Raw genomic sequence first — 21,163 nt, 5'->3', positions numbered from 1 at the left:
GGTTTCAACGGCCTTGCGGCTCGCCATTGGGCAGCAGCACCAGGCGTGCGGTGGCCTGCCGATTCTGCAGTGCGCCCAGTGCTTCCACGACCGACTCCAGCGCATAGGTCTGCGTGGGCGAAGGCTTGAGCTGTCCCTCGCCGTACAGGCGGAAGATCTCGGCCATGCAGTGCGCCATCTTGTCGGGCGTGCGCTTGCGGTAGTCGCTCACCTGCACACCGCTGACCTCGATGTTCTTGAGCAGCACGTAGTTCATCTTCAGCGTGGGAATGCGCCCGGCCGCAAAGCCGATCACCACCAGGCGGCCGCACCAGGCCACCGCGCGCACCGCGCCATCGAAGAAGTCGCCCCCCAGCGGATCGAGCACGATGTCCGCACCCTGGCCGTCGGTCAAGGCGTAGACCTGTTCGCGAATGCTCTCGCGCGGATCACCCCGGGACAGATCGATCCAGGCGTGCGCGCCGGCGCTCGTCACCAGATCGGCCTTGGCCGCGCTGGACACCCCGGCGATCACCTTGAGGCCGTAAGCCTTCGCCAATTGCACCGCCGCCAGCCCCACGGCCCCGGTCGCGCCCAACACCAGCACCGTGTCGCCCGCCTTGGCGCGGCCGCGGTCGCACAGCGCGAACCAGGCGGTGTCGTAGGCCAGCGCCATACTGGCCGCGTCCACGAACGACAGGCTGTCGGGAATGGGGAAACACGCCGACGCCTGGGCCAGCGCTTTCTGCGCATAGCCGCCTTGCTCGGCCAGGGTCAACACCCGGTCGCCCGGCTTCACGTTGGCCACGCCCTCGCCCACCCCAAGCACGATGCCCGCAGGCAGCTTGCCCGGCGCAAACGGGCGGGGCGGCAGGAACTGGTACTTGCCGGTGACCACCAGCAGATCGACGAAGTTGGCGGCGGTGGCCTGCACGTCGATCAGCACCTCGCCCGGGCCCGGCACCGGATCGGCCACCTCTTCGATCTGCAACGATTCGACGGGACCGAACTCCCGGATCCACACGGCTTTCATCACGGCTCCTCTGCGTTGGTTGAAAGACTGCTGAACGAGCCACGGCCCATGGCCGCGACCTTGCCCGCCGCGTCGTGCACGTCGATGTCCACGCGCGAGACGGCGCGCCCGAGCTTGACCACGCGCGCGGTGGCGAACAGGTCCTGCGCGGGCGCGGGGCGCAGGTAGTCGATGCGCAGGTCGATGGTGGGTGCCATGCGTCCGATCTGCACCGACACCGCAGCATGCCCCGCCAGGTCGATCAGCGCGGCCACCACGCCGCCGTGCACTTCGGGGCTGCCCGCTGCGCGCCCGAAGACGGGCTGGTACGGCAGGCGGATGACCACCGTGCCGCTGGCCGGGTCTACCGACACCGGCTCGGGCCGCAGCACCGCATGGAAGGGCGGGTGGCTCAATTCGTGGCGCAGGCGCGCCAGGGCTTCGCTGGCGTCGATCACGTGGCCACCGCAGCCGCCGTTGGCTTGAACTGCACCGGCACCAGGTCCAGGCGCCCGGCCTGCATGTCGTCCACCAGAGCGCGCTTGAAGATCTTGCCGCTGGCGGTCAGCGGAATGTCGTCGAGCGCGACGAAGTACTCCGGCATGTCGTAGCGCGAGAGGCCCGAGCCGTCCAGGTGGGCCAGCAAGGCATCGGCGCTGGCCGACTGACCGGGCCGGTACATCACGGCCAGGCACACCTTCTCGCCCAGCCGCGCGTCGGGCACCGGCAGCACCGCCGCGCGCGCCACGGCGGCGTGCTGCATGGCCAGGTTCTCGATGTGGGCGGGGTAGATGTTGTGCCCGCCACGGATGATCAGGTCTTTCTTGCGGCCGGTGATCACCAGGTAGCCGTCTTCGGTGAGCTTGCCCAGGTCGCCGGTCATGAACCAGCCGTGTGCGTTGAACGACTCCTCGGTGGCCTTCTGGTTGTCGAAATAGCCCAGCATGAGGCTGGCGCCGCGCCCGCCGATCTGGCCGATCTGGCCCGCGGGCAATTCCACGTCCGGGTCTTCGGTTGACCAGATGCGCACCTCGTAGCCCGGGCAGCTGCGCCCGGAGGTCTGGATGATCTTCTCGGGCGGATCGGTCTTGAGCGTGTAGTGGTGCGAGCAGGCTTCGGTCATGCCGTAGCCGCTTTGCGGCATCACGCCGTGTTCGATCAGGCCCGCCACCACCTCCTGCGGTGCCGACGCGCCCGAGATGCGAAAGCCCTGCAGCCGGCCCAGCTTCTTCAGGCCACGCGTGCGCAGCTCGCTCAGCACGTCGATCGCGTGCGTGGGCACGCCGAAGAGGAAGGTGGCGTTGGTGTCCACCAGGCGGTCGACCAGGCTGGTGCCACGCGGCGCATCGTGCACCACGATTTCGGCGCCGGTGGCGAAGGCGCTGATCATCGCGCCCAGGCCGAGGTTGTGGCTGAGCGGACTCATGGTGTACAGCACGGACCCGGGACCGAAGTTCCAGTCGTGGGCGATGGCACGTGCGTTGGACAACAGCGTGTTGTCGCTGTGCATCACACCCTTGGGCTCGCCGGTGGTGCCGGAGGTGAACGCCAGGTAGACCACGCGGTTGGGATCGGTGCTGAGCGTCTCGGCGCTGTCGTGCGCAGCCGCCGCGCCGCCTTGCAAGGGCGCGAGCAGATCGGCCTCGGGCGTCTCGCTGCCCAGCTCGATCGTCAGGCGCAAGGTGTCCAGCCCGCTCAGGCGTTCGAAGATGTTGTGGCGCGCCGCGTCGGCGCCCCAGCCGCGCTGCCCGACGAAGGCGGCGGCACGCACGCGCTGCATCAGGCTCGCCACGTCCCCCACGGTGTGGTCGCGGTGCAGCGAAGGGCAGCAGGTGTAGCCATTGCGGGAGCAGGCCAGCCACACGATCGCCGTCTCCACGCGGCTGGAGGTCCACAGGCCCACCCGTTGCCCGGCCTGCACGCCCGCGGCGTGCAGGCGCGCGGCCAGCGCATCGGCGCACACCAGCAGTTGCCCGTACGTCATGCGCGTGGCGCCGTCGCGGATCGCGGGGCTGTCCGGCCGCGCCAGCGCATGCACCCGCAGGCTGGCGTAAATGGTCTCGTCGCGCCAGTGGCCCGCGGCGGTGTAGCGCTCGATGTCCTCCACCGACAGCAGGGTCAGCGACGTGTTCTTCTTGATGGTCAAGGGATGCTCCTGGGAGATGTGCCGCGTCAGCGGGTGCGTCCGCCGAACCAGCCGCGCACGGTGGCCCACAGCGAGGAAAAGATGAGGGAGATGCCGCCGATGGGCTGGCTCGGCGGCAGCGGCGGCAGTTCGCCTGGCAGCACCACGGGCTGGCCCGCGCGCTGCAGGGCCACGGCGGTCGCCATGCCGGCGGCGTGGCCGGCCGCATAGCCTGCGCCGAAACCTTGTCTATAGCCATCGGTGTAGGGATCGCCTGGGATGTTGCGCGCACCGGCTGCCAACGGTGCCGGCCCGCCATGCGATGCACGGGGCGCCTCTGGCACAGCGGCATCTTGGCCACCCGCGAGCGCATGGGCCTTGATCTGGCCAATGCGCGTTTCCAGGTTGCGCGAGAACTGCTGGATGATCTGGTTCGCCACGTTCTGGATCAGGCCCACGCCCCGGCCGTACTGCGCGACCGCGCCGGACAGCGCCAGGTCGGTGGTGATCAGGATCTTCGAGCCCACGGCCGAGGGCTGGCATTGGAAGGCGATCGAGGCCTTGGCGGTGCCACGGCCCTTGGCATCGGCGCCGTCCGCTTCCACCTGGGCCCGGTGCTTCTCGTCGTCGATCTCGGTGAAGCGCGCGTCGCACAGGAACACCAGGCCCACCGGCCCCAGGCGCACCGACACCTTGCCCTTGAAGGTGCGCGCATCGATCTGCTCCACCAGCTCCGCGCCCGGCATGCAGGGCAGGATGACGGGAATGTCCATCAACAAAGGCCAGGCCTCACCGGGCGGCAGCGAGACCTCAAAACTGTTCGTGAATTGCATCGGGTTCCTTGGATCGGCTCAGGCGCGCGGCGCCGCGAGGTGGCGAATGACGTCTTCGGGGAGCACGGGCAGGCGGTCGATCGCACCGGGCCGGCCCAGTGCGTCGTCGACGGCGGCGGCAATGGCCGCGCCCGCCGCGTTGGTGCCGCCTTCGCCCGCGCCCTTGAGGCCCAGGGGGTTGAGCGGACTCGGCGCGTCCTCGGTGATGAGCACGTCCACCGGCGGCATTTCGTGCGCGGTGATCATGAGGTAGTCGGCGAACGTGGTGGACAGCGGCTGCCCCGACGCGTCGTAGGTGAACTGCTCGAATAGCGCGCCACCCAGGCCCTGTGCCAGGCCCCCCACGATCTGGCCCTCGATCATCTTGGGGTTGACCGCGCGGCCCACGTCGTAAGACACCCAGTACTTCTCGACGTGCACGATGCCCGTGCCTTCGTCCAGCCGCACCTGCGCGATGTGGATGCCATAGGGGTAGTTCATGTGCTCGCTGTAGAACCAGCCCTCGGCCGACAGGCCCGGCGCGTAGCCGTCGCTGGTTTTCTGGCTCGGGTGCAGGTAGCTCGCCACCTGCGCCAGGCTCACACCGGGCGCGACCGCGTCGCCCCTGGGCCGCACCACGCCACCGCGGATGTGCAGCGCTTCGGCCGCCACCCCGAGCATCTTCGAGGCGACATCGAGCGCCTTGTCGCGCACCTTGCGCGCCGCGATCTGCGTGGCCGAGCCGGACATGACCGTGACGCGCGACGCGTGCGCGCCATTGCCGAACTCGATCTGATCGGTGCGCCCGCGGATCACGCGCACGCTCTGGTAGTCCACGCCGAGCTCGTGCGCGCAGATCTGGGCCAGCGCGGTCTCCATGCCCTGGCCGACCGAACCGGCGCCGGTGACCAGTTCGAGTGCGCCGCTGCGGTCCACCGTCAGGCGCACCGTGTCCGAGGGCCCCAGGCCGGACTTTTCCACGAACATGGCCAGGCCCAGCCCCACGCGCTCGCCCTGCTCGCGCCGGCGCGCGATGTCCTGGCGCAGGCGGGGCCAGTCGGCGCGCGCCAGCGTCTTGTCGAGCAGGCCGGCGTAGTCGCCCGAGTCCAGCACCACGTCCACGCCCAGCGCATCCAGCGGACGCGTGTAGGGCATCTCGCTTTTGTCGATCAGGTTGCGGCGGCGCGCCTCCTGCGGATCGATCCCGGCGCGCACGGCGATGGCGTCCATCAGGCGCTCGCGCACGAAGGTGGTTTCGTAGCGCCCCGGTGCGCGGTAGGTCGCCGCAGGCGTCTTGTTGGTCAGGCGGTAATGCGCGGCCACGTCATAGGCCGGCACGCGGTACGGCCCCAGCAGCAGCCCGGCCGACATGTCGGCCACGCGCGGGCCGTGCGTGCGCACATAGGCACCCTGGCTGTGGAAGAAACGGTTGCGGATGCCGAGGATGCGGCCGTCGGCGTCGATGGCGGCCGCGATGCGGTGGTATTGCTCGCGCGAGTGGTTGGTCGCCAGCAGGTTCTCGCGGCGGTCCTCCACCCACTTGATGGGTCGGCGCAAGCGCATCGCCGCCAGGCACACCAGCACGTCTTCCGGGTACAGCTCGCCACGCACCCCGAACCCACCGCCCACGTGCCCTTCGTACAGGTGCATGGTCGAAGGCGGCAGGCCGAGCATCTTGGCCATCTCGTCGCGGTTCCAGTGCGACTTCTTGGCCGCGCCGTGCATCTCCAGCACGCCGCGCGACGCGTCGTAGCGCGCCACCGCGCCACGGCACTCCAGCGGCACGCCGCTGTGGCGGCCCACGGCCAGATCCAGCTCCACGGTGGCCCAGGCGGTCGCGAACGCCGCGTCCACATCGCCGTAGCCCTTGCGGATCACCGTGGGCTCGGTGCTCAGGCCCGGCGCGAATTCGCGCGTAGGCTCGCGCGCGTCCATCAAGGGCGGCAACACCTCGATGTCGGGCTGCACCAGCGCCGCCGCGTCTTCGGCCACATAGGCATCGTGCGCGAACACGACAGCCACGGGTTCACCCACGTAGCGCACATAGCCCTGCGCCAGGATGGGCTGGCAATAGGGCTCCAGGCCCTGCACCTTGGTGGCGCGAAACGGAATGGGGGGAATCTCGGCCACGTCCGCGCCCGACCACACCGCCACCACACCCGGCAGCTGCCGCGCAGCCTCCATGTCCACACCGAGCAGCAGCCCGTGCGGCACCTGGGAGCGCACCACCCGCATGTGCAGTTGGCGCGGAAAGTTCACGTCGGCCGCGAACAGGCCTTCGCCGCGCACCAGCACGCGATCTTCGAGGCGGGTCACGGACTTGCCGATGACCGCATCGGCATCGGCTGGCGCGCTCACGGCGTCGACCACCGGGTCTTCGAAAAGCGAGGGCGTCGCGTTCATGAGCACTGCGCTCCGCTCATGCTGTCGCGCACCTGCTTCACGGCCGCGATGATGTTCTGGTACCCCGTGCAACGGCACAGGTTCGACGAAATGGCGTCGACGATCTCGCTGTCGCTGGCCTGCGGGTTGCGCTCCAGCACGCCCTTGGCCAGCATCAGAAAACCCGGCGTGCAAAAACCGCATTGCAGCGCATGCTGGTCGACGAAGGCCTGTTGCAGCGGATGCAGCCGCTCACCGCAGGCCAGGCCTTCCACCGTCTCGATGCGCTTGTTCTGGGCCTGCACCGCGAACATGAGGCACGAGCGCACCGGTTCGCCGTCGACCAGCACCGTGCACGCGCCGCACACACCGTGCTCGCAGCCCACGTGCGTGCCCGTCAGGCCACACTCCTCGCGCAACGCGTCGGCCAGGTTGCGGCGCGGCTCCACACTCATGTCGAAAGCCTCGTCGTTCACCCGCAAGGTGATCTCGATCCTGTTCATGCTCGTCCAGTCGATGGGGAAAGTTCGGGTTGCGCGAGGGCCTTGAGCAGCGCTCGGCGCACCACCGTCTGCGTGACGTGACGGCGGTAGCGCATGCCTTCTTCGGTGGTGTCCAGCGGCGCGACGTCGGCCGCCGCTGCGCGCGCCGCTTCTTCCAGCAGATCCGGGGTGGGCACACGCCCCTCCAGCAAGGCCTCGGCGGCGGCGATGCGGCGCGGCGTGCTTTCCACCGCGCCCACACCCAGGCGCACGTGGCGCCAGGCCTCGCCATCACGCTCGACCACCGCCAGCGCCACGGCCTGCGCAAAGTCGCCGGCGCGGCGGCTGACTTCCTCGAAGCCGAAACGCGTCGTGGCGGGCAGCAGCGGCAGCCGGGCCGACACCAGCAGTTCGTCGGCCGCCAGCGCGGTGGTCATGTAACCCAGAAAGAAATGCGCGGCCTCGATCTCGCGTGCCGCGTTGACGCTGCGGGCCTGCAGGCGGGCGTTCAAGGTGGTGGCCACCAGACACCACTCGGAGGCGGGGTCGGCATTCGCCAGGCTGCCGCAGAACGTGCCCCGGTTGCGGATCGGCAGGTGCGCGATGTGGCGTACCACCTCGCTCAACAGCGCGCCCAGCACGCCTTCGCACACCGGTGCATGGAACGCCGCGTGGCGCACACAGGCGCCGATCTCCAGGGCGCCGTCTTTCAGCGCCAGGGACTTCAAGGGTTCGATGCCATTGATGTCGATGAGGTAGGCGGGCTGGGCGAACCGCAAGGCCATGGCGGGCACCAGCGTCTGCCCGCCGGCAATGACGCGCCCGTCCTGGTCCATCACGTCGGCCAACATCACCAACGCCTGCTCGACGGAGGTCGGCTCGTAGTACGTGAATTTGCTGGGCTTCATCAAACTCTCCGGAAGGCGTTCAAACCATCAATATTGGAATTATATCCAATTTTGGTACAATTCATGGGCAATCTCGCGTTTTCAGGAAAATGTCCATGTTGCTTCCCCATCACGGCCGCTACGCCTACAGCCCCATCACGGAGCGACCCACCTACACCTGGCCAGGCGGCAAGCGCCTGGCCTTTTTTATGGGGCTGAACATCGAGCACTTTGCCTTTGGTGCCGGGCTGTCGCACTCGCTGTCGGTGCCGCTGCCCTCGCCCGACCAGCGTGCGTTCGCGTGGTCCGACTACGGCAACCGCGTCGGCGTGTGGCGCCTTTTCGACCTGTTCGACGAGCTCGGCCTGCCCGCCGCGCACCTCATCAACACCACCCTGTTCGAATACGCGCCCCAGATTCTGGAGCGGATCCGCCTGCGTGGCGACGAGGTGATCGCCCATGGACGCACCAATGCCGAACGGCACAGCGGGATGTGGGAAGCCGACGAAGCGCGCTTCATCGCGGAAGTGCGCGACGAGATCGTGAAGCATTGGGGCCGCGCGCCCATGGGCTGGATGCCGCCCTGGATGTCGGTCAACAAGACCACGCTCGACCTGCTGGACGAAGCCGGCTTCAAGTTCGTGATGGACTGGCCCGCCGACGACCAGCCGCTGTGGATGAAGACGCGGGGCGGACGCATCATGTCGGTGCCCTACCCGTTCGAACTGAACGACTCGCCCCAGATGCTCGTGCGCCAGCAGAGCCCGGACGATTTCAGCCAGGCCATCATCGACCAGTTCGAAGAGATGCTGCAGCAAAGCGAGAAACAGCCGCTGGTGTTCAGCCTGGCCCTGCACGGCATGATCGTCGGGCAACCCTACCGCTTGCGCGCGTTGCGCCGCGCGCTGCAGCACATCGTCAACCACCCGCTGCGCGACCAGGTCTGGTTCGCGCGACCGGGGGACATCTATACGCACTGCGCCCAGTTGCCCGCGGGCATCATGGCCGATCCGTCGGCCACCCCATAAAGACAGGGCGATCGCCACGCAGAGGCGCTCGCCCTGTACCGGCTGGAGAGAACATCCGGCCAAGCGGGCCGGGTGTGCCACCACGGCGATCAGTTCAACGAGATCTTGGCGTCCTTCACCACCTCGCCCCAGCGCTTGTATTCGCCGAGCACGAAGTCCCCGCTTTTCTCGGGAGACATGTAGGTCGCGGTCTCGCCGATGTTGCGCAGGGCGCGGCGCACCTCGTCCGATTCGAGCGCCACGCGCACCGCATCGTTCACCTTCTTCACCAGTTCCGGCGGCGTCGAGGAGCGCGCCATCAGCGTGGTCCAGAAACGCACGTCGAAGCCCGGCAGGGACGCGGCCAGGGGCACCGCGTCCTTCAGCTCGGCCACGGGCTCGGAGCCGGTCGTGGCCAGGGCGCGCAGGCGGCCATCGCGGATGAAAGGCAGGGACGCCGCCATGGTCGAGAAGGAGAAGTCGATGTTGCCCGCCACGAGGTCGGCCATGGCCGGGCCGCTGCCCCGGTAGGGCACGTGCACGAAGTTGCCCTTGCCGCGCAGGCGGAACAGCTCGCCCGACATGTGCGGCGAGGTGCCGATGCCGGCCGACGAGTAGGTGTAGTCCTTGCCGCCCTTGCGCCCGGCCTCCTGCAGCTCCACCACCGTCTTGAAAGGCGAGGCCACGGGCACGCTGAGCACCAGCGGCGATGTGGTGATGGTGGAGACGGCCTTGAAGTCCTTGTCGATGTCGTACGGCGCTTTGGCCATCAGGCTTGGCGTGACGGCGAAGGCGGGATCGGCCAACAGAAAGGTGTGGCCATCCGCGGGCGCGCGCACCACGGCCTGCGCGCCGATCACGCCACCACCACCGGGCTTGTTCTCGATCACCACGCCGTGCTTGAAGGACTTCGCCAGCGCCGTGCCCAGGATGCGCGCCACGCCATCGACCCCGCCGCCTGGCGAGAAGGAGACAACGATCGTGACCGGGCGCTCGGGGTAGCTGTCGGTCGTGGCGGCCTGGGCCTGAAAGGCAGCGCCGAGCAGCAGGCCGCACAACGGCGCCATCAGCGTGGTTCGGCGGAGCCGAGAAAGCGGGAGTGTGAGTTTTCCGAGCGACATGGTGCGTATCCCCAGTGGGTTGGTGAAGGCTGGTCGAATGCCAACCAGACAAATTATGGCCCCAAAACCAATTTTGAAACAAATCAATTTCAAAAACCGATTCCGGTCCATCTCTTCATCCAAAGCAACATCCAGGCCTGTTTAAACCCACGTCCACCCGCGAGATTGAGGGAACGGGACGTCCAATCCCGTGCGCCGTACTGTTTTTGGTACAGAGGCCACCCGCTTTTGGTGCATCCATGGGCGAGGAGCGGCGCGCCGCCCGCGCCATGCCGGTCCGCTCAGCGCGGTTCGTGCCGCCTCGGCTGCAGCACCACGACCAGCAGCAAGCCGATGGCGGCCATCAGCAACAGCGCCGAGACCGGCCGTTCGATGAACACGAACCAGTCGCCACGCGACAGTTGCAGGGCGCGGCGCAGTTGCTCTTCCAGCGCCGGCGCCAGCACGTAGCCCAGCAGCAGCGCCACCCCCTCGCCGCCCAGCCGCTGGAGCACGAAACCCAGCAACCCCAGGCCCATGACCAGCCAGACCCCCCAGCCATGGGACCCAAGCGCGAGCGCTCCCAGGCCTGCGGCCACCAGCAGCGCCACCAGCAAGGCGCGGCGCGGCACCTGCAACACGCGCAGCAGGCCGGGCTTCCACCAGCGGGCCAGCGGCAGATTCAACAGCAGCAACAGCAGGTTGCCCACCCACATGGACACGAGCAGCCCCCAGAACAGGACCGGCTGCGTGGCCATCACCGACGGTCCGGGTTCGATCGCGTGCAAGCCGAGCGCGCCCAGCAGCAAGGCCATCACGGTGTTGGGTGGCAAGCCCAGGGCCAGCATGGGCAGGTAGGCGGTCTGGGCACCGGCGTTGTTGGCCGCTTCGGGCGCGGCCACCCCGCGCAGGTTGCCCTGGCCCAGCGGCGGCAGGTGGTCGCGCGACACCACCGCTTCCACCCGGTAGGCCGCCAGCGAGGCGAGCAGCGCGCCGCCACCCGGCACCAGGCCGAGCACCGCCCCCAGGCCCGTGCCGCGCAGCAAGGAGGGCATGGTGTGCCGGATCTCTTCGCGTGTCGGCCGCGCGTCCCAATCGGTCACGGCCGCGCTCGGCGAAGGGGGCGCGGCAGGTGCCGAGGATGCCGAGGGTGCCAGGGCGGACAGGCCGGCCAACTCGGCGGCCACGGGCGCCACGACGAAGAAACCCAGGGCCAGGGCGATGAAGCCCACGCCTTCGGCCAAGCCGTCCTGCCGCCCCAGCCAGGGCTCCAGCGCCCCGGGCACGAAGCGCACGGTGCCCGTGTGCGTGTCCCAGCCCATGAGGCCCAGCAGCAAGCCCAGCACCGTCATGGCCAGGGCCTTGATGAACGAGCCCGAGGCCAGCACCGTCGCCCCCACCAGTCCCACCGCGAGCAACATGAAGCGCTCGGCGGCCCCGAAGCGCAGCCCCAGGGACACGACCCAGGGCGCGAGCACCACCACCGCCGCGACCGCCACGCAACCCGCGAGGAACGAACTGCCGGTGGCCACCGACAAGGCCACGCCCGCGCGCCCCTGCAGCGCCAGCGCATGGCCGTCGCGGCCGGTCATGACCGACGAGGCCTCCCCCGGGCGGTCGAGCACGATGGCCGGCAAGGAGCCGCCGTATTGCGCGCCGTAGTACACACCGGCGAGCACCAGCATCGCGGGCAGCGCCGGCAACCCCAGCGTGGCGGGCAGCAGCAAGGCAATGGCGCACACCGGCCCCAACCCGGGCAACACGCCGAACACGCTGCCCACGACCACGCCCAACAAGGTCAGGCCCAGCGCCTGCCAACCCCACACGGCGGCCAGGCCTTGCGCCAGCGAGCTCCACCAGGAAAAGTCAGCGCTCATTCGGCTACCCTCCGCGCTGCGCACTGCGGGGCTGAGCGCCTTCGGAACGGCCGTGCAGCGCTCATCGGCCCGCGCTCACAGGCCCGCGCGCCGGGGCCACAGCGGCACGTCCAGCGCCAGCGGGCCGACCCACACGGCACACACCAGCGCCGCCAATCCGAACGCCCACCACCACACGCGCCCGCTCGAACCGCCGGGCGCGCCGGACACCACCACGAACACCAGGCCGCTCACGCCGAGCGCCACGCCCAGCGTGGGCCAGCCCGCGAACCAGGACCCGACCCAGGGCCATTGCGCCGGCCCGCTGCACAAGGCCAGCCACAGCAGGCCGCCCAGCACGCGCAGCAAAGGGCCCACGCCCCAGTGCCGCACACGGCCACTGCCCAGGGCCTCGAAGGTCAAGGCCTTGAACAGCACGAGTAGGCCCAGCACGCAAAGCAGCAGGCCAAGCAGCAGCGGCACATAGCCGGGCCCCATGTCGGCCGAGGCGCCCAGTTCGTGGCGCGAAGCGGCCCAGCCGAAGCCCAGGCCCAAGGCCACGAACAACAGGCCCGCCAGAAAATCCTGCAGATTCTTGATCATGGAACTACTGCACGGGCGGCGTGCAGGCCAGCACTTCGTCCATGGTGGTCAGGCCTTCCGCCACGCGCGCCGCACCGCCCAGGCGCAGCGGGCGCATGCCGTCCTGCACGGCCTGCAGGCGCAAGGCATCCAGGCGCGGCTCGCGGCTGACCTTGTCCTTGAAGGCTTCGGTGACCACCAGCAACTCGTACAGGCCCATGCGGCCCCGAAACCCGGTCATGCGGCAGTCCACGCAACCCACCGGCTGGTAGGGCCGGTAGCCGCCGCTGACCTGCCAGGGTTTGACCAGCTCGGCCAAGGCCGCGCGCGAGGCGGCCGTCTCGTCCGGGTCCTGCGGCTTGCGGCAGGCCGGGCACAGCGTGCGCACCAGCCGCTGCGCGAGCACGCCCAGCACGGTGGCGTTGATGAGGTAAGGCGGTATGCCCAATTCCATCAAGCGCATGATGGCCGAGGGCGCGTCGTTGGTGTGCAGCGTGGTGAACACCAGGTGGCCGGTGAGCGCGGCCTGCACGGCCATTTCCGCCGTCGCCAGATCGCGCACCTCGCCGACCATGATGATGTCCGGATCCTGCCGCATCAGCGAGCGCAGGCCCTGCGCGAAGTCCAGGTCCAGATGCGGCTGCACCTGCGTCTGGTTGAAGGCCGGTTCGATCATTTCGATCGGGTCTTCCACCGTGCTCACATTGACCTCTTCGGTCGCCAAGCGCTTGAGCGTGGCGTACAGCGTGGTGGTCTTGCCCGAGCCGGTCGGGCCGGTCACGAGGACGATGCCATGCGGGTGTTTGGTGAGGCTTTCCCAGCGTTGCGCGTCGTGCGTGTTGAAGCCCAGCGCGCTCAGGTCTTTCACGGTCGACTCGGGGTCGAAGATGCGCATGACCAGCTTTTCGCCGAATGCGGTGGGCAGCGTGGACAGGCGCATTTCCACTTCGTCGCCTCGGGCGCCGCCCACGCCGGGGCGCAGCGTCTTGATGCGGCCATCCTGCGGGCGGCGGCGCTCCACCACGTCCATGCGCCCCAGGAGCTTGATGCGCGCGGTCATCGCGTTCATCACACCCATCGGCATCTGGTACACCGGGTGCAGCACGCCGTCGATGCGAAAGCGGATCACGCCCTGCTCGCGCCGGGGCTCCAGGTGGATGTCGCTTGCGCGCTGGTCGAAGGCGTATTGCCAAAGCCAGTCCACCACCTGCACCACGCCCTGGTCGTTGGCGTCGAGTTGCTTGTTGGCTTTGCCCAGTTCGACCAGTTGCTCGAAGCTGCCGAAGCCGCCCTGCCCGCCGCTCTTGCTCGCCGCGCGCACCGACTTGGCCAGCGCGAAGAATTCACCGGTGAAGCTCTTGATCGACTGCGGGCTGGCCAGCACGAGGCGCACCGCGCGCTTGGTCTGGCGCTCCACCTCGGGCACCCAGTCGCGGATGAAGGGCTCGGCCGTGGCCACCACCACCTCGGTCGGGCTCACCATCACCGGCAGCACCTTGTGCCGCTCGGCATAGGCCGCGCTCATCACGTCGGCCACTTTGCCCACGTCGACCTTGAGCGGGTCGATGCGCATGTAGGCCAGGCCACTGCGTTGCGCGAGCCATTGCGCCAGGGCCTCCACGTCGAGCACATGCCGGTCGGACGCGCGCGCCATGCCCACCACCGCCAGGCGCTGCAGCGGGTGCTGCGAACTGTGCGCGGACGCGCAACGCGCGATCGTGCGCTCGGCCTCTTCGGGGCCGATCACGCCGTCCTCGCGCAGCCAGCCCACCAGGGTGCGCCAGTCGAGCGGACCGTCGAAGTTCTTCTGCGCCGATGGCTTGGGCAAGGTCGTCATGCGGCCCTCAGGATACGGGTTTGAACAGGCGCAGCCATTTCTCGGCGGGCAGGCCCCAGCGCGCGTTCACCGCTTCGGCGCGGGCCAGCAGCGCCATGCGCGTGGGCCGCTCGGCCGTGCGCTGGGCCAGCACGATGGTGTTGCCTTCGCGCGTCGGCTTGAAGGCCCACACCGCATCCGCGCCGAACGCGGCGCAGATGCTCTGCAACGAGCGTTCGTAGCTCGCGTCCCGGCCAAAGAGGTTGACCGTCATGCACCCATCGTCGGTGAGCGCGTGGCGACAATCGGCGTAGAAGTCGGGGCTGTCGAGCACGGGCGCGGCGGCCTCGTGGTCGTACAGGTCGACCTGCAGCGCGTCGTAGGCGCCGATGTGGGGCGCGCGGCGGATCTCCTCACCTGCGTCGGCCAGGAGCACGCGCAGGCGCGGTCCATCGGCCGGCAGCTTGAACCATTGGCGGCACACGGCCAGCACCTGCGGATTGATCTCGATCGCGGTCGTGTCCATGCGCAGCTTCTTGAAGCAGAACTTGGTGAGCGCGGCCGAGCCCAGGCCGAGCTGCAGCGCGCGGCGCTTGGGCACCGAATCGGGCTCGACGAACAGCAACCAGGCCATCATGCGGCGCACGTAGTCGAGCTCGATCTCGAACGGCTGGTCCAGCAGCATGGAGCCCTGGATCCATTCGGTGCCCAGATGCAGGAAGCGGACTTCGCTGTCTTCGGAGATGGTGACCTCGGGCAGGGTCTGCACCGTGCGGCGTTGCCGGGCGGCGGCGTTGGCCCCCATCTTCATGCGACCACCATGGCTGCAAAAATGGCGCTCCGAGAGCACAATGCGTCGGCCGTCGGGAGCGGGACCACGAAGAAGAAGGAATCTGCCATCCCGGATCGGTGAAACAAGCGCTGCATCGTTTGGTGGTTGTCTTTTGGAGGGCTCATTATGAACACGGAAGTCATCTGGGGTTTTCTTGTCACCCAGGGGGCCGACTTCGGCCTCAAGCTGCTCGGCGCCATTGCGGCGTGGGTCGTCGGACGCTGGCTGATCGGCATCGCCGTCGGGCTGATCGGCAAGGCCATGGAAAAGGGCCGCAAGCTCGACCAGACGCTGATCCAGTACCTCAAGTCCATCCTCTCGGTGCTGCTGACCATCGTCCTGATCCTCGCGATCCTGGACATCTTCGGCGTGCGCACCACCTCGTTCGCGGCCTTGCTGGCCGGCGCGGGCCTGGCGATCGGCGTGGCCTGGAGCGGCATGCTCGCCAATTTCGCGGCGGGCATCTTCCTGCAGGTGTTGCGGCCCTACAAGGTGGGCGACTTCATCTGCGCCGGCGGCACCACGGGCACGGTGAAGGAGCTCGGCCTGTTCGCCACCACCATCCTCACACCCGACAACGTGACGACGATCGTGGGCAACAACAAGGTGTTCGCCGACAACATCCAGAACTTCAGCCAGGAGCCGTACCGCCGCGTCGACTGCGTGGCCAAGGTGGCCAACGGCGTGGACGTGAACGACGCGATGGCACGCCTGCGCACGGCGGTGGCGGCCATTCCCAACGTGGTCACATCGCCCCCGCCCGATGTGGAGATTCTCCAGTTCACACCCGAAGGGCCCTTGCTGTGCGTGCGGCCCTACACGCACACCGACCACTACTGGCAGGTCTACTTCGACACGCACAAGGCGGTGGTGAGCACCTTTGGCGCGGCGGGGTATCCGGTGCCGGAGACGCCGGTGTTGCACCGTACTGTGGCCGTCTGAGTTCTTTCTCCGGCTGCATCGGTCGGCGGCGACCGGGGTGCCCGGCTCCGCGGGTGTCCGCGCCTCGCGAGGTAGTGGCGTGAAGCGCAACGCATCGAGTACCCGAAACGCGACCAGCTTTCAGATGCAACAGGGCGAGGCCGAAGTACACTGCGCCCTGCTCCGGGGTGCACGGGCCTGCAAGGGTCTGGCGCTGAGACGGCTTGAAAGCCGAACCCGTGAACTTGATCCGGTTAGTACCGGCGAAAGAAGAGCGCATGTCCCCGCAGCGGCATGCGGGCCTGGCCCAACCTCCCATCCAACGGGGGAGGGCCACGCGCCCGCACCTGCCACCCTGGGGGCGGTCCTCCGGAGCGTTGTTTGACCGATGTTCATCCACCGCCACCGGAGACCTGCCCCATGAATGCCCCCGAAAAAATCCCGTTCGCCCTCAGCCGCGAACCTTTCCCCGCTTCCCGCAAGATCCACGTGCCCGGCCAACAGCCTGGCGTGAGCGTGCCCATGCGCGAGATCGCGCTCACCAACGGCGAACGCGTCGTGGTCTACGACACCTCGGGCCCCTACTCGGACCCATCGGCCCCCATCGACGTGACACGTGGCCTGCCCGACGTGCGCGGCGCATGGATAGCCGCGCGTGGCGACACCGAGACCTACGAAGGCCGCGCGCGCCAGGCGCTGGACGACGGCATCAAGAACGAAGCGCAGCAGAACAACACCACCATCGAACGCATCGAGGCCCTGCGCACGCAGGCCGCCGGCCTGCAGCGCACGCCGCAGCGCGCGCGCAGCGGCATGAACGTGACGCAGATGCACTACGCGCGCCGCGGCATCGTCACACCCGAGATGGAATACGTGGCGGTGCGCGAGAACGGCCAACGCGAGTGGATGGCCCAGTACCTGGCCGACGCAGGCCGCGAACAGCGCCTGCGCGGCAACCCCATGGGCGCGCGCATCCCGGCGTTGATCACGCCCGAATTCGTGCGCGACGAAGTGGCGCGCGGCCGCGCCATCATCCCGGCCAACATCAACCACCCCGAGGTGGAGCCGATGGCGATCGGGCGCAATTTCCTCGTCAAGGTCAACGCCAACATCGGCAACTCGGCCGTCACCTCCAGCATCGAGGAAGAGGTGGACAAGCTGGTATGGGCGATCCGCTGGGGCGCGGACAACGTGATGGACCTCTCCACCGGCCGCAACATCCACACCACGCGCGACTGGATCGTGCGCAATTCGCCCGTGCCCATCGGCACGGTACCGATCTACCAGGCACTGGAGAAAGTGGGCGGTGTGGCCGAAGACCTCAGCTGGTCGGTCTACCGGGACACGCTGATCGAACAGGCCGAGCAAGGGGTGGACTACTTCACCATCCACGCCGGCGTGCGCCTGCCGTTCATTCACCTCACGGCGAACCGGCGCACGGGCATCGTATCGCGCGGCGGCTCCATCATGGCCAAGTGGTGCATCGCGCACCACCAGGAGAGCTTCCTGTACACGCACTTCGAGGAGATCTGCGAGATCATGAAGGCGTACGACGTGAGCTTCTCGCTCGGCGACGGCTTGCGTCCGGGCAGCGCGTCCGACGCGAACGACGAGGCCCAGTTCGCCGAACTCAAGACCCTGGGCGAACTCACGCAGACCGCGTGGCAGCACGACGTGCAGACCATGATCGAAGGCCCGGGCCACGTGCCGATGCACCTGATCCAGGCCAACATGGACGAGCAGCTGAAGCACTGCCACGAAGCGCCGTTCTACACCCTGGGCCCGCTCACCATCGACATCGCGCCGGGCTACGACCACATCGCCTCCGCCATTGGCGCGGCCATGATCGGCTGGATGGGCACGGCCATGCTTTGTTATGTCACGCCCAAGGAACACCTGGGCCTGCCCGACCGCGACGACGTGAAGCAAGGCCTGATCGCCTACAAGATCGCCGCCCATGCCGCCGACATCGCCAAGGGCCACCCCGGCGCCCGCGCGCGCGACGACGCCATGAGCCAGGCGCGCTTCGAGTTTCGCTGGCACGACCAGTTCAACCTCGGCCTGGACCCGGAGACCGCGCGCGACTTCCATGACGAGACCTTGCCCAAGGACAGCAGCAAGGAAGCGCACTTCTGCAGCATGTGCGGGCCGAAGTTCTGCTCGATGAAGATCACGCAGGATGTGCGCGAGTACGCCGAGCGCGGCATGGCGGAGAAATCGGCCGCGTTCAAGGCCGCGGGCGGTGCCTTCTATGTGCCCAAGCCCGTCATTGCTATCAAGGCCTGACGTCTACACTCGCCGCCATGCCCGAGCCCGACGACCTGCCCCCATTGCATCCCACCCCACCCGGCCTGTACCGCCACTACAAGGGCCGCTGGTACGAGGTGCTCGACACGGTGCGCCACAGCGAAGACCTGCAGGGCATGACGCTGTACCGCGCGCTGTACGGGGGCTGGGCGCTGTGGGTGCGGCCGGCGGCGATGTTCGCCGAGGTGGCGGTTTTCGAAGGGCGCGAGCAGCCGCGCTTTGTGCAGCACGATCCTCTGAGCGTTCCTCTGGTGGACCTGCCCACCGCGCAAGCGCTGGTGTTCCACCTGCGAAGCCGGGCGCGGCAACAAGGGATCGATCTCGACACCGCGCTGCGTGCGCCACCGCCCGAACCCACCACCTGCTGCGAACGCGGCTGCAACGGCTGCGTGTGGGAGGGCTACTACGCGGCGCTCCAGTTCTGGCGCGAGGACGCATTGCAGCGCATTTCGTGACATATCACCCGTCTTCCGGCCTGCATACCCCAGTCTTTAGACCTGCCTCGTATACTGCTGGACGCTCGGCAACCCGCGCGGCGCGCGGGACGCCGCCGGGCTTTCCAACCCAAGAATGAGCGGAGGAACCCTGGGGTGAGCCAGTCCAACATCGGCGGATTCCGTATTTCGGGGATCAGCACCTGTCTTCCTCCCGCGGTCGTCGACAACCTGGACCCCACTCTCGGCTTCCCACCGGAGGATGTGCGCAAGGTGGTGGCCATGGCGGGGGTGCGTGAGCGCCGCGTCGTTGCGCCGTCGGTCACCTCGGCCGACCTGTGCCATCGCGCCGCCTCGCGCCTGATGGAGCGGCTGGGCTGGGCTCCCGAAACCGTGAGCGCGCTCATCTTCGTCACCCAAACGCCAGACCACTTCCTGCCCTCCACAGCCTGTCTGCTGCAACAGCGGCTGGGCCTGCCGGACACTTGCGCCGCCTTCGACGTCGGCCTGGGCTGCTCCGGTTATCCCTACGGCCTGTACATCGCGGCCACCATGCTGCGCGGCGGCGGGCACCAGCGCGTGCTGATGCTGCACGGCGAGACGCCCAGCCGCTTCGTGAGCCCCGAGGACCAGGCCACCGTGCTGCTGTTCAGCGACGCGGGCTCTGCCACAGCGCTGGAGCTCGACGACAGTCCGGGCGCCGGTGGGCAATTCGTGCTGCACACCGATGGCAGCGGTGCCGAGGGCCTGATCCTGCGCGGCGGCGGCTTCCGCGACCGCGAGCCCGCCAACCCGCGCCACCGATTTCTCGAAATGGACGGCGCGGCGATCTTCAACTTCACCATCAAGCGCGTGCCCCCGCTGATTGCCGAGACCTTGGCGTTCGCGGGCAAGACCGTGGCCGACGTAGATGCGTTCGTGTTCCACCAATCGAACCGCTTCATCATGAAGCACCTCATGAAAAAGAGCGGTCTGCCTGAGGACCGCGTGCCCTTGTCGATCGAAGACAGCGGCAATTGCGGTGGCCCTTCGGTGGCGGTGGCCATGACGCGTCGCCTGAGCCCGCCGGCCACCGGTCAGCGCCAGCACTGGATGTTGCTGGGTTACGGCGTGGGTCTGTCCTGGGCCTCGGCCTTGATCCAGGTGGACGGCCACACCGTGCTGATGCACGACGACGGCGAAGGCCTGGCCTTGCAATGAGAGGCAACCGATGAGTGAAAAAACACAGACCCCGATCTCCGAGAGCGACGCCTTGGGCATGCTGGCCGAGTGCTTCAACATGCCGGTGGACGCTCTGCACGCGGACCTGGAGCGCGACGCCATCGACGACTGGGACTCCATGGGAGCGCTCATGCTGATGGCCGAGCTCGACGAGCGCTTCGGCCTGGAACTGACCGCCGAGGTGTCGCGCGAGATGACCCGCATCGGCGACGTGCTGGCCTTCCTGCGGGTGCATGGGGTGCTGTTTGAAAGCAGTTGATGTGCGGCGCTCCGTCGCGCCCGTGGCCCGCCTGCCCGAGCACGAAAAACTCGGGCGGCTGGTGGCGCGCAGCCTCGGATGGGAGGCCGCAGCCCTGCCCGCCGCCCTGAAGCCCGCACAGCTGGCCGATCTGCCCGACATCGTCGCGCTGCGGCAGGAACATCTGCGCGGCGCCTGGGACGACCACGCCTACCTGCGCTGGCGCTACCGGCTCGGGCGCGACAGCGGTGGCTTCGGTGATCTGTGGTACCTGCGGGCACAGGGCCAGATCATGGCGATCATCGGCGTGGAAGCACTGCGCGCCGAGCTCGGTGCCCAATCCTGGTCGGGCGCGCAGGTCATGGACCTGCTGATCCGTCCCGAAGCGCAGGAGTCCGGCCTGGGCATCTGGCTCAACCAGGCCATGCTCGCTCGCCACGACTTCACGCTGGCGGTGGGCGCCAACCACAACTCCGCGGGCATCGTGCGCCGCATGTTCGAGCCGCTGCCCCCGCGCCTGACCTTCACGCACCCGCTGGACCTCGCGCCCTTCGTGCGTCGCCGCTGGCCCGCTGCGGCCGGCCTGCCGCTGGTGATGCGGATGGCCAATGGTGGACTCGCGCTTCGGCGGCTCGCACTGCGTCGCCACCGTCCCCGCGGTATCACGGTGGAGAGCGCCACACGGCTGGACCCGGCCATGCCAGTGCCCAGCGGCCAGGACGCAGACTGCGTTCGCCTGCGGCGCGACAGCGCCTACCTGCAGCAACGGCTGATGGGCAACCCGCGCCGCGGCCTCTCGCTGCGCCTGGCGCGGCGCGAGGGCGCGGTGGTGGGCCTCATCGCCTGGTCGATCGGCGCCGACGACCGCGGGCGACCGGAACTGCACGTGGTCGACTGGCATCACGACAGCGATGCCACCTTGCACGCCCTGCTGCACGAAGCCGTGCGCGAAGCCGCCGCTCAACGCTGCAGTTGCGTGCGCGTGACCCTGCAGGACCACGCCGCGCAGCGCGTGGCCGCGCAAGCGGGATTCCTGGCCTCGCACGGCGACGAAGGCCGCCTGTGCGGCGTGCAGTCGCGCGACCCGGCACTGGCCCGGCTTCTGGCCCAGGCCCGCTGGAGCCTCACCGACGCGAGCGACGATGGCGATGCGCTGTGACACACAGCGCG

Annotated in this window: 19 protein-coding genes, 1 pseudogene and 1 riboswitch; of the genes and pseudogenes, 8 read left to right on the top strand and 12 right to left on the bottom strand. The window is 68.6% G+C overall.

All coding sequences use genetic code 11. The features are described 5' to 3' along the window. Positions 1-4: 4 nt before the first annotated feature. The 7 genes from F9K07_RS08740 to F9K07_RS08710 are packed head-to-tail and all read right to left on the bottom strand — an operon-like array spanning position 5 to position 7,700. Positions 5-1,012, bottom strand: coding sequence for an NADPH:quinone oxidoreductase family protein (locus F9K07_RS08740; protein WP_159591561.1), 1,008 nt, complete (start codon positions 1,010-1,012; stop codon positions 5-7). After that, entirely contained in the window at positions 1,012-1,449 is a 438-nt protein-coding gene (locus F9K07_RS08735; RefSeq protein WP_159591558.1) for a PaaI family thioesterase, read from the bottom strand. Before F9K07_RS08735 ends, F9K07_RS08740 begins: the two co-directional genes overlap by 1 nt. After that, positions 1,446-3,137: a class I adenylate-forming enzyme family protein gene (locus F9K07_RS08730; protein ID WP_236581853.1), complete on the bottom strand. Its 1,692-nt coding sequence runs from the start codon at positions 3,135-3,137 to the stop codon at positions 1,446-1,448. The genes F9K07_RS08735 and F9K07_RS08730 overlap by 4 nt, the downstream gene beginning before the upstream one ends. Before the next feature lie 26 nt (positions 3,138-3,163). Beyond that, positions 3,164-3,949, bottom strand: coding sequence for an SRPBCC family protein (locus F9K07_RS08725; RefSeq protein WP_159591555.1), 786 nt, complete (start codon positions 3,947-3,949; stop codon positions 3,164-3,166). Positions 3,950-3,967: 18 nt separating this feature from the next. After that, positions 3,968-6,331: a xanthine dehydrogenase family protein molybdopterin-binding subunit gene (locus F9K07_RS08720; protein ID WP_159591552.1), complete on the bottom strand. Its 2,364-nt coding sequence runs from the start codon at positions 6,329-6,331 to the stop codon at positions 3,968-3,970. After that, positions 6,328-6,813, bottom strand: a complete 486-nt coding sequence (locus F9K07_RS08715) for a (2Fe-2S)-binding protein (RefSeq protein ID WP_159591549.1) — start codon at positions 6,811-6,813, stop codon at positions 6,328-6,330. Before F9K07_RS08715 ends, F9K07_RS08720 begins: the two co-directional genes overlap by 4 nt. Next, entirely contained in the window at positions 6,810-7,700 is an 891-nt protein-coding gene (locus tag F9K07_RS08710) for an FAD binding domain-containing protein (protein ID WP_159591546.1), read from the bottom strand. Before F9K07_RS08710 ends, F9K07_RS08715 begins: the two co-directional genes overlap by 4 nt. 95 nt (positions 7,701-7,795) lie before the next feature. Between F9K07_RS08710 and F9K07_RS08705 the strand changes: the two genes are divergently transcribed. Continuing rightward, on the top strand, positions 7,796-8,707 hold the full coding sequence (locus F9K07_RS08705; protein ID WP_159591543.1) for a polysaccharide deacetylase family protein: 912 nt from the start codon (positions 7,796-7,798) through the stop codon (positions 8,705-8,707). An 89-nt stretch (positions 8,708-8,796) separates the two neighbouring features. On the opposite strand, the gene F9K07_RS08700 is transcribed toward F9K07_RS08705, so the two are convergent. From F9K07_RS08700 to F9K07_RS08680, 5 genes are all read right to left on the bottom strand, one after another. After that, positions 8,797-9,753: a tripartite tricarboxylate transporter substrate binding protein gene (locus F9K07_RS08700; RefSeq protein ID WP_159591540.1), complete on the bottom strand. Its 957-nt coding sequence runs from the start codon at positions 9,751-9,753 to the stop codon at positions 8,797-8,799. A 335-nt stretch (positions 9,754-10,088) separates the two neighbouring features. After that, positions 10,089-11,663: a tripartite tricarboxylate transporter permease gene (locus tag F9K07_RS08695; protein WP_159591537.1), complete on the bottom strand. Its 1,575-nt coding sequence runs from the start codon at positions 11,661-11,663 to the stop codon at positions 10,089-10,091. Positions 11,664-11,738: 75 nt separating this feature from the next. Next, on the bottom strand, positions 11,739-12,245 hold the full coding sequence (locus F9K07_RS08690) for a tripartite tricarboxylate transporter TctB family protein (protein ID WP_159591534.1): 507 nt from the start codon (positions 12,243-12,245) through the stop codon (positions 11,739-11,741). Between the two features lie 4 nt (positions 12,246-12,249). Then, positions 12,250-14,061 (bottom strand): GspE/PulE family protein, encoded by a 1,812-nt coding sequence (locus F9K07_RS08685; RefSeq protein WP_159591531.1) that lies wholly within the window; start codon positions 14,059-14,061, stop codon positions 12,250-12,252. A gap of 7 nt (positions 14,062-14,068) precedes the next feature. Further along, a complete protein-coding gene (locus tag F9K07_RS08680) occupies positions 14,069-14,851 on the bottom strand; it encodes a spermidine synthase (RefSeq protein WP_236581849.1) in 783 nt (260 codons plus the stop codon). 147 nt (positions 14,852-14,998) lie between these two features. On the opposite strand from F9K07_RS08680, the gene F9K07_RS08675 reads away from it, so the two are divergent. The 7 genes and pseudogenes from F9K07_RS08675 (at position 14,999) to F9K07_RS08650 (ending at position 21,152) form a co-directional block, all read left to right on the top strand. Further along, a complete protein-coding gene (locus F9K07_RS08675; RefSeq protein ID WP_159591528.1) occupies positions 14,999-15,814 on the top strand; it encodes a mechanosensitive ion channel family protein in 816 nt (271 codons plus the stop codon). Positions 15,815-15,967: 153 nt separating this feature from the next. Next, positions 15,968-16,082: riboswitch (TPP riboswitch) on the top strand. A 131-nt stretch (positions 16,083-16,213) separates the two neighbouring features. Then, positions 16,214-18,079, top strand: coding sequence for a phosphomethylpyrimidine synthase ThiC (gene thiC / locus F9K07_RS08670; protein ID WP_159591525.1), 1,866 nt, complete (start codon positions 16,214-16,216; stop codon positions 18,077-18,079). A 17-nt stretch (positions 18,080-18,096) separates the two neighbouring features. Beyond that, a pseudogene (locus tag F9K07_RS31795) lies at positions 18,097-18,327 on the top strand (DUF1653 domain-containing protein); the annotation flags it as partial. Then, positions 18,322-18,555 (top strand): oxidoreductase-like domain-containing protein, encoded by a 234-nt coding sequence (locus F9K07_RS31790; RefSeq protein ID WP_328794062.1) that lies wholly within the window; start codon positions 18,322-18,324, stop codon positions 18,553-18,555. The pseudogene F9K07_RS31795 and the gene F9K07_RS31790, both read left to right, overlap by 6 nt. 135 nt (positions 18,556-18,690) lie before the next feature. Beyond that, a complete protein-coding gene (locus F9K07_RS08660) occupies positions 18,691-19,734 on the top strand; it encodes a 3-oxoacyl-ACP synthase III family protein (RefSeq protein ID WP_159591519.1) in 1,044 nt (347 codons plus the stop codon). Between the two features lie 10 nt (positions 19,735-19,744). Continuing rightward, on the top strand, positions 19,745-20,014 hold the full coding sequence (locus F9K07_RS08655) for an acyl carrier protein (RefSeq protein ID WP_159591516.1): 270 nt from the start codon (positions 19,745-19,747) through the stop codon (positions 20,012-20,014). Further along, positions 20,001-21,152 (top strand): hypothetical protein, encoded by a 1,152-nt coding sequence (locus F9K07_RS08650; RefSeq protein ID WP_159591513.1) that lies wholly within the window; start codon positions 20,001-20,003, stop codon positions 21,150-21,152. The genes F9K07_RS08655 and F9K07_RS08650 overlap by 14 nt, the downstream gene beginning before the upstream one ends. Positions 21,153-21,163 lie beyond the last annotated feature (11 nt).

The organism is Hydrogenophaga sp. BPS33 (genome assembly GCF_009859475.1).
Lineage (GTDB): Bacteria > Pseudomonadota > Gammaproteobacteria > Burkholderiales > Burkholderiaceae_C > Hydrogenophaga.
The sequence above is the reverse complement of the archived record's forward strand: the minus strand, read 5'-3'. Positions and strand labels throughout refer to the sequence as shown.

What these genes read in the sequence shown, in the direction of transcription:
- F9K07_RS08715 (WP_159591549.1), bottom strand. Translation starts at nt 6,813, where the DNA reads ATGAACAGGATCGAGATCACCTTGCGGGTGAACGACGAGGCTTTCGAC.
- F9K07_RS08685 (WP_159591531.1), bottom strand. Translation starts at nt 14,061, where the DNA reads ATGACGACCTTGCCCAAGCCATCGGCGCAGAAGAACTTCGACGGTCCG.
- F9K07_RS08675 (WP_159591528.1), top strand. Translation starts at nt 14,999, where the DNA reads ATGAACACGGAAGTCATCTGGGGTTTTCTTGTCACCCAGGGGGCCGAC.
- F9K07_RS08720 (WP_159591552.1), bottom strand. Translation starts at nt 6,331, where the DNA reads ATGAACGCGACGCCCTCGCTTTTCGAAGACCCGGTGGTCGACGCCGTG.
- thiC (WP_159591525.1), top strand. Translation starts at nt 16,214, where the DNA reads ATGAATGCCCCCGAAAAAATCCCGTTCGCCCTCAGCCGCGAACCTTTC.
- F9K07_RS08725 (WP_159591555.1), bottom strand. Translation starts at nt 3,949, where the DNA reads ATGCAATTCACGAACAGTTTTGAGGTCTCGCTGCCGCCCGGTGAGGCC.
- F9K07_RS08710 (WP_159591546.1), bottom strand. Translation starts at nt 7,700, where the DNA reads ATGAAGCCCAGCAAATTCACGTACTACGAGCCGACCTCCGTCGAGCAG.
- F9K07_RS08700 (WP_159591540.1), bottom strand. Translation starts at nt 9,753, where the DNA reads ATGGCGCCGTTGTGCGGCCTGCTGCTCGGCGCTGCCTTTCAGGCCCAG.
- F9K07_RS08690 (WP_159591534.1), bottom strand. Translation starts at nt 12,245, where the DNA reads ATGATCAAGAATCTGCAGGATTTTCTGGCGGGCCTGTTGTTCGTGGCC.
- F9K07_RS08695 (WP_159591537.1), bottom strand. Translation starts at nt 11,663, where the DNA reads ATGAGCGCTGACTTTTCCTGGTGGAGCTCGCTGGCGCAAGGCCTGGCC.
- F9K07_RS08705 (WP_159591543.1), top strand. Translation starts at nt 7,796, where the DNA reads ATGTTGCTTCCCCATCACGGCCGCTACGCCTACAGCCCCATCACGGAG.
- F9K07_RS08680 (WP_236581849.1), bottom strand. Translation starts at nt 14,851, where the DNA reads ATGAAGATGGGGGCCAACGCCGCCGCCCGGCAACGCCGCACGGTGCAG.
- F9K07_RS08655 (WP_159591516.1), top strand. Translation starts at nt 19,745, where the DNA reads ATGAGTGAAAAAACACAGACCCCGATCTCCGAGAGCGACGCCTTGGGC.
- F9K07_RS08740 (WP_159591561.1), bottom strand. Translation starts at nt 1,012, where the DNA reads ATGAAAGCCGTGTGGATCCGGGAGTTCGGTCCCGTCGAATCGTTGCAG.